General features: G+C 73.9%; 3 protein-coding genes. All 3 read left to right on the top strand.

Annotated elements, in window-relative coordinates; translation table 11 throughout:
- Positions 1-137 precede the first annotated feature (137 nt).
- From J7E89_RS15310 to J7E89_RS15320, 3 genes are read left to right on the top strand one after another with little or no spacing between them, the layout of a single operon-like run.
- Positions 138-3,476, top strand: coding sequence for an FtsX-like permease family protein (locus tag J7E89_RS15310; RefSeq protein ID WP_214973826.1), 3,339 nt, complete (start codon positions 138-140; stop codon positions 3,474-3,476).
- Between the two features lie 2 nt (positions 3,477-3,478).
- Positions 3,479-6,256: an ABC transporter permease gene (locus J7E89_RS15315; RefSeq protein WP_214973827.1), complete on the top strand. Its 2,778-nt coding sequence runs from the start codon at positions 3,479-3,481 to the stop codon at positions 6,254-6,256.
- Positions 6,253-7,224 carry an ABC transporter ATP-binding protein gene (locus J7E89_RS15320; protein ID WP_214973828.1) on the top strand — a complete coding sequence of 324 codons (972 nt, stop codon included), beginning with the start codon at positions 6,253-6,255 and terminating at the stop codon, positions 7,222-7,224. Before J7E89_RS15315 ends, J7E89_RS15320 begins: the two co-directional genes overlap by 4 nt.
- Positions 7,225-7,311 lie beyond the last annotated feature (87 nt).

Raw genomic sequence — 7,311 nt, forward strand, 5'->3', positions numbered from 1 at the left:
TGACCGGCGCCCGGAATCCGGTCACGATCGCGTCAAGGCCCGTGTGAAAGCGGTTTCGTCCGCCTGTCGACTCTGACAGCATCCCCACAGGCCAATGGGGTGCGTAGCACCACAGCGCGGTGGTTTCGGGGGAACGGGTGGCGGGGTTCATATTTCTGCGCGTACGCGCGCATCGGCTGCTGCTTGCCGCCGCGCTGCTCTCCGTCCTCCTCAGCACGGCCGTACTCGCCACCCTCGCCGCCTTCTCCTCCTCTATCGGGGACGCCGGCCTCCGCCACTCCCTGCGCACCAGGAACGCCGCATCGGCGGCGCTGCTGATCAAGGGCGAGGCCCTGACCGACGCCGGCGACAGTCGGCGGAAGGCGGCGGACGACGCGGCGCTGGCCGGGGCGCGCGAGGCGTTCGACGGGCTGCCGGTGGGGCTGCGCAGGCTCGGCCGGTCCGGACCGTACGCCCTGCCGTCGGGCCTGCGGTCGTCCAGGGCCACCGAGGACAGCCCCGATCTCACCCATCTCGCCTCGCTGGACCGCTCGCGGGTACGGCTGACGGCGGGCACCTGGCCCGGCAAGGGCGCAGGCGGGGTTTACGGTGTGGCGCTGCCCGAAGCCGTCGCCGGGGAGCTCAAGGTGAAGCCCGGCGGGAAGGTGTTCTCGCTCACCGACCGGCTCGGCGGCCCCTCGCTCAAGATCCGCGTCACCGGCCTCTACCGCCCCGCCGACCCGGCGGACCCCTACTGGCAGCTGGACGAGCAGGGCGGCCGCGGCGTCAGCAAGGTCGCCTTCACGACGTACGGTCCGCTGCTCGCCGACCCCGCGCTCATGAGCTCGGGCCGCGTCAGCGTCGGCCACGTCAGCTGGCTGGCGACCGCCGACTTCCGTGCGGTCACCACCGACCGGATCGGACCGCTGCGCGAAGCCGCGAAGAGCAGCCTGGCGCACCTCGACGCGCGGCAGCCGCTCAAGGGGAAGGTCAGCGTCCGCACCTCGCTGCCCGACGTGCTGGACCAGTCGGAGCGCTCGCTCCTGGTCTCGCGGTCGACGCTGCTGATCGTCTCGCTCCAGTTGGTGCTGCTGGCCGGTTACGCGCTCCTCCTGGTCGCCCGCCTGCTCAGCTCCGAACGCGCGGGCGAGACCGCGCTGTTGCGGGCCCGTGGCGGCTCCCGGCAGCGCATCATTGTCCTCGCCGCCGTCGAGGCCGTCCTGCTCGCCGCGCCCGCCGGCCTGTGCGCGCCGCTGCTCGCCGGGCCACTGACCCGGCTGATCGCGGGCCAGGGCTCGCTGTCCCGGATCGGGTTGCGCCTCGACACCGCCCAGACCGGGCAGATCTGGCTGGTCGGCGCCGTGGTGGCGGTCGGCTGCGCGGCGGCCGTGGTGGCTCCGGCGCTGGGCGGGGGCGGGGAGGGCGGCGGCCGTGTGCGTGCGCTGCCCGGTCCGCTGCGGGCCGGCGCGGACATCGGTCTCCTGGTGATCGCCGGTGTCGCGTACTGGCAGCTTGACCGGCAGAGCTCGGGCAGCGGTGCGATCAGCGGCGACCGCGAGGGCAGGCTGGGCATCGATCCGCTGCTGGTCGCGGCCCCCGCGCTGGCGCTGCTGGCCGGCACGCTGCTCACCCTGCGGCTGCTGCCGCCCATCGCCCGCCTCGCCGAGCGCCGCGCCTCCCGGGGCAGAGGGCTGCCCGCGGCGCTGGCGGGCTGGCAGCTCAGCCGCCGTCCTATGCGCGGCGCGGGCCCGGTGCTGCTGCTCGTACTGGCCGTGGCGATGGGCATGCCGGCGATCGGGCAGGGCGCCACCTGGGACCGTTCGCAGGACGACCAGGCGGACTTCAGATCGGGTGCGCCGGTCCGCGTACTGGGCAGCAGCACGCCGCAGTTGGGACAGGGCGGGGTGTACGACGGCATGCCGGGCGTACGCTCGGCGGCGCCCGCCGCCGGTACCAACCTGGAACTGTCCGACGGACGCTCCGCGACCGTTCTCGCCCTGGACACCGCACGCGCGGGCGAAGGCCTGCGGCTGCGCGACGATCTGGCCGACGGTGAGGACCCGGACCGCGTGATCGGCACGCTGAAGCCTGCGGCGTCTCGCGGCGGCGTGCTAATGCCCAAGGACACCGCGCGGCTCGCCCTCGACGTAACCTTCCGCTCGACGAGCCTGAAGGCCGGCGACGACCTGGCTCCTGCCGTGACGCTCACGCTGGAGGACCGCTACGGCGTGCCGTACCAGCTGTCGTTGGGGCAGTTGCGGCCCGGCGGCCGTCCGCACACCTACACGCTGGACATCGCCCGGGCCGCCGGCGCCCCCGAGGGCAAGCCGGCCGGTCCCCTCGCCCTCACCGCGATCAACATCGACCGCCAGCTCCTCCACGTCGAGGACGCACGCGAGCGGCTGACGATCGCCGCTGTACGGTCCGTCGGCGCGGACGGCGCCTCCCGCGAGGTCCCGCTGCCCAAGGGCCTGAAGTGGCGCGCCAAGGCGGCCATCGGTTCGACGGACGGCGCCGTGATCGACGTCATGCCGAGCGTGGGGCGGCTGCGCTCCTCCGCCGCCGAGCCCCTGGACCTCACGTACAACACGGGCAGGCCGGTGGATTTCGGGGGCGAGTACGCCGCTCCCCAGGCCATCAACATCCGGATCACCACCTCAACACGGAAGCCGTCGCTGCCCGCGGCCGTCGTGACCGACCGCTTCCTGGACTCCAGCGGCGCCGAGCTCGGCTCGGTCCTGGACGTCCCGCTGGCGGGCGAGTCCCTGAAGGTGAAGATCGCCGCAGTGGTACGGGAACTGCCGACCACGGGGCCGAGCACCCGTACCCTCGCGCAGGCCAAGGACCCCAAGACCGAGGGCGGCGCGGTCCTCCTGGACCTGCGCGCCGTCAACCGGGTCCTCGCCGCGCGGCCCAACGCCTCGCTCCCGCCCACCGAATGGTGGCTGTTCACCGATCCCGGCAAGTCCGCCGACGTGGCCTCCGCGCTGCGCGAGCGGCGAGATCTCGACCCGGCGCAGATCCAGGTGCGCGAGGAGATCGCCCGGGAGCTGCACGACGATCCGCTGGGCGCGGGGCCGCAGGCGGCGCTGCTCGCGGCGGCCGTCGTCGCGGCGGCGCTGGCCGCCGTCGGGTTCTCGGTGAGCGTGGCGGGCTCGCTGCGGGAACGTTCCGCCGAGTTCGCCATCCTGCGCGCCCTCGGCGCACCCCGGCGCCGGCTCGCCCGCCTGCACGCCGCCGAACAGGGTCTGCTGATCGGGCTGGCCATGCTCGTCGGGCTGGCCCTGGGCACCGTGCTGACCCGGGCCGTTGTCCCGCTCATCGTGCTCACCGGGCAGGCCACCCAGCCCGTACCGCACGTCCTGGTGGAGCTGCCCGCCGGGCCGGTGGCGGCGCTGCTGGCCGGTGTGGCCGCCGTACCTCTGCTGATCGTAGCGGCGCTCGCGCTGCGGCGCGGTGATCCGGCGACCGCGCTGCGCACCCAAGGAGGCAACTGAACATGGGTGATACGGGCGACGTGCGCAAGAAGGGGCAAAAGGCCGTTGCTCCCTGGGTTCGTACCCGGCTGCGCTCCGCGCCGGGCCCGGCGGTCGCGCTCGTGCTGCTTGTGCTGCTCACCTCCGCCCTCGCGGCGGCGTTTCCGCGTGCGGTCGACACGTACGAGGACCGGGGCCTGCGCCACGCGGTCAGCACGGCGTCGGCCCATCAGAGCGTCGTCGAGCTGACCACCGACCTGTCCGACCCCGAGATCGATCCGTCGCGGCGCCACGAGTCCGCGCGGCCCGCGCTGATGGCCGAGCAGTACGGGAAGGCGAGGGGGCTGCTGCCGGACGGGCTGGCGGCCGATGCCGCGCAGTCGGCGTACGGCGTGCGCACCATCGAGCCGTTCATCGCGGACGATCCGTGGCTGCCCCGCCCGGACGGCCTGCCGCCGAAGTTCTCGCTGAGCAGCCAGTCCGGGCTGCCCGAGCACTCCCGGCTGCGGGAGGGCCGGCTGCCGCGCGCCGAGGCCGGCACGGTCACTGGACGGACGCGCGCAGTGGAGGCGGCGGTCACCGCCGCTACCGCCAAGTCGCTGAGGCTCAAAGTGGGTTCGACCGTCCATGTCGGCTCGCCCCTGCGGCGCGGCGCCCTGGCGGTGACCGTCACCGGGATCGTCGAGCCGCGCCTGCCCGAGCTGAGCTACTGGTCGTTCGAACCGCTGCTGCGCACCCCCGGCCTGCAGTTCGAGCCCGGTGGAGGGGAGGCGAAGCGGTACTGGGTGGCGGCGCTGCTGCTGGCTCCGGACGCCGCCCCCGTGATCTTCGGCGTCGACCCCAGCCCGGAGCTGTACTGGCGCTTCGCACCCCGGGCCGACGGGTTGACGGCCGCCGGACTGCCGGGGCTCAGAACCCGTATCGCTTCCCTGGAACACGGACCAGACCTGGCCCGGATGCGCGCCGAGGCCGTGCCCGACGTGTCCGTCGACTCCCGGCTCGACGACGTCCTGGCCTCCTTCTCCGGCTCCCTCGGCGCGATCGACCCCGTTGTCGCGGTCGGTGCGTTCGGTGTAGGCACCGTCGCCGCCGTGGTGCTGCTGATGGCCGGTGGCCTGGCCGCCGCGCGCCGCAGCGCCGAGCTCGCGCTGCTGCGCTCACGCGGCGGCTCGGTGCGGGGCATCGGCGGGCGGCTGCTCGCCGAGACCGCCGTACTGGCCGTGCCCGCCGGCGCGGGCGGCTGGGCGCTGGCCGCGCTGCTCCTGCCGGAAGGCCGCGCGCTTGCCGCAGCGCTGGCCTCTGGGGCCGTCGCCCTGATCGCGTGCTGTGCGCTGCCGCTGCGCGCCGTGTACGTCCACCGTCGGCTGCGGGTGCACGGCGGGCGCGACGACCTGGTCCACGCGAGGCCGTCCAGGCGGCGTACGGTCGCCGAGCTCACCCTGCTCGTCCTCGCCGCCGGGGCGGTCGCCGCGCTGTGCCGCCGGGGCGCGGGTTCGGGCCAGGTCGACCAACTGATCAGCGCCGCGCCGGTGCTGGTCGGCGTCATCGCGGCACTCGTGCTCGTACGCCTCTACCCGCTGCCCCTGCGGCTCGCGGCCCGGCCCATGGCCCGGCGGCGCGGCGCGATCGGCTTCCTCGCCCTGGCCCGCGCGGGCCGCTCCCCCGCCACCGCCGCGCTGCCGCTGCTCGCCCTGCTGACCGCGCTGACCACAGCGGCTTTCGGCGGCTCCGTGCTCGCCGGGATCGCGGACGCGCGGGAGCGGGCGTCGACGCTGGCGGTCGGCGCGGACGCGCGGATCTCGGGGCTGAAGGCCCTGCCGCCGTCCCTGACGGGTGCGGTGCGCGAGGTAGCTGGGGTGCGTGAGGTGACGCCCGTGCTCATCGACCACGACCTGGACCTGCGCGACGGCCAAGGCTCGGTGACCCTGGTGGCCGTGGAACCGGAGTCGTACGCCCGGCTGGCCCGCCGCACGGGCCTGGGCGCTTTCCCGCCCGAGATCCTGAAGAGGCCGGGCGGCTCCTCCGCGTCCGCCGGCCCTGTCCGGGCGATCGCGTCCCCGTCCGTGGCCAGGCGGCTCGGCGCGGGTACGACGCGATTCTCGTCCCTGGCAGGCGACTTCGACGTCCGCGTCTCAGCGCAACGCCCCACCACGCCCGCCCTGCCGGACGAAGGCTTCCTGCTGGTCAACGCCGCCGAACTGGACCGTCCCCCGTCGCCGAACACTCTTCTGGTCACGGGAGACGGCATGAACACGGCGGCGGTGTCGGCGGCGGTAAGGGAGTCGGGCAAGGACATCGACGTCAAGTTCCGCTCCGAGGAGCGCGCCGCGCTGGCCGACTCACCGCTCCAGGCGGGCGCCGGGCGCGTCTGCACGGCGGCCGTGGCGGCGGGCGCCGGGTACGCCGTACTGGCCGTACTCCTCTCCCTGCTACAGACCGTCCCCGAACGCAGGGCGCTCCTCGCCCGGCTGCGCACCATGGGCCTCACCCGCGCTCAGGGCCGGCGCCTGCTCGTCGTCGAATCCCTCCCGCAGGCGCTGCTCGCGGCGTTCGGCGGGGCGCTGGTGGGCTGGGCGGCGATCCGGCTGCTGGGCCCCGGCCTGGACCTGGCGGAGCTGGCGATGGCGGCGCCGCAGCCGCTGGACGCGCTGGGGCCCGTACGACTACGCACGGACCCATGGTCGTTGCTCCTGCCGGCCTGCGCGGTGGTGGCGATCGCGGCGGCGGTGGCGACGGTGCAGGCATGGTGGACGACGCGCCTCAGGACGACAACGGAACTCAGGGCAGGAGACGCCACATGACGACAGAAACCTCCCCCACCTCTCCCGCAGCCTCCCTCGCCGAGCTCGAACAACGCGCGACAACCCACCGCACCCGCCCGGCGTACGGCCACGACGCGCTGATTTCCTGCGACCGCCTGGTGCGGATTTTCACGACGGACGGGGTGGAGGTCCAGGCCCTCCAGGGCCTCGACCTCCTGGTCGAGGAGGGCGAGTTGATGGCCCTGGTCGGAGCATCGGGGAGCGGCAAATCAACCCTGATGAACATCCTGGCGGGCCTGGACGAGCCGACGGCGGGCGCGGCGAAGGTGGCGGGCTGCGACCTGCTGGCGATGGGGGCGAAGGAACGGCTGCGGTACCGGCGGGACGTGGTGGGCTTCGTCTGGCAGCAGACGGCACGCAACCTTCTCCCGTACCTGACGGCAGCTCAGAACGTAACCCTGCCCATGCAACTGCGCGGCCGCAACCGGACCCGCGACCGCACCGCACGCGCCGACGCGCTCCTCACGATGCTGGAGGTCGCCCACTGCCGCGACCGCCGCCCACACCAGATGTCCGGCGGCGAGCAGCAGCGAACGGCGATCGCGGTGGCGCTGGCCAACAGCCCCTCGGTACTCCTGGCGGACGAACCGACCGGCGAACTGGACTCTTCGACGGCGGAGCAGATCTTCGAGGCGTTCCGTACGGCGAACGAGGAGCTCGGCACGACGATCGTGATCGTCACCCACGACCAGCAGGTGGCGAGCGAGGTACGCCGCACGGTGGCCATCCGCGACGGCCGCACGTCGTCGGAAGTACTGCGCCGTACGCAGGTCGACGCGACGACGGGCCAGGAGTCGGTGGTGGCAAGGGAATACGCGACCCTGGACAGAGCGGGCCGCCTGCAACTCCCGGCGGAGTACACCCGGACGCTGGGCATGGAACACCGGGTCATGCTGGAACTGGAACAGGACCACATAGGAATCTGGCCCGACAGCGAGAGGGATTAACCCCGGGAGGACGATGCCGATTAGCCGCGGGGGGCCATTCCGGTCAACCCCGGGCGGTCGATCCCGGTCTAGAAGGCCGCTGAAGAT

This window comes from Streptomyces sp. ISL-100 (genome assembly GCF_018614615.1).
In the GTDB taxonomy this organism is placed as follows: Bacteria; Actinomycetota; Actinomycetes; order Streptomycetales; family Streptomycetaceae; genus Streptomyces.

Bases quoted from the DNA above. Each gene is read 5' to 3' on its own strand.
- J7E89_RS15315 (WP_214973827.1), top strand. From the start codon at position 3,479: ATGGGTGATACGGGCGACGTGCGCAAGAAGGGGCAAAAGGCCGTTGCT.
- J7E89_RS15320 (WP_214973828.1), top strand. From the start codon at position 6,253: ATGACGACAGAAACCTCCCCCACCTCTCCCGCAGCCTCCCTCGCCGAG.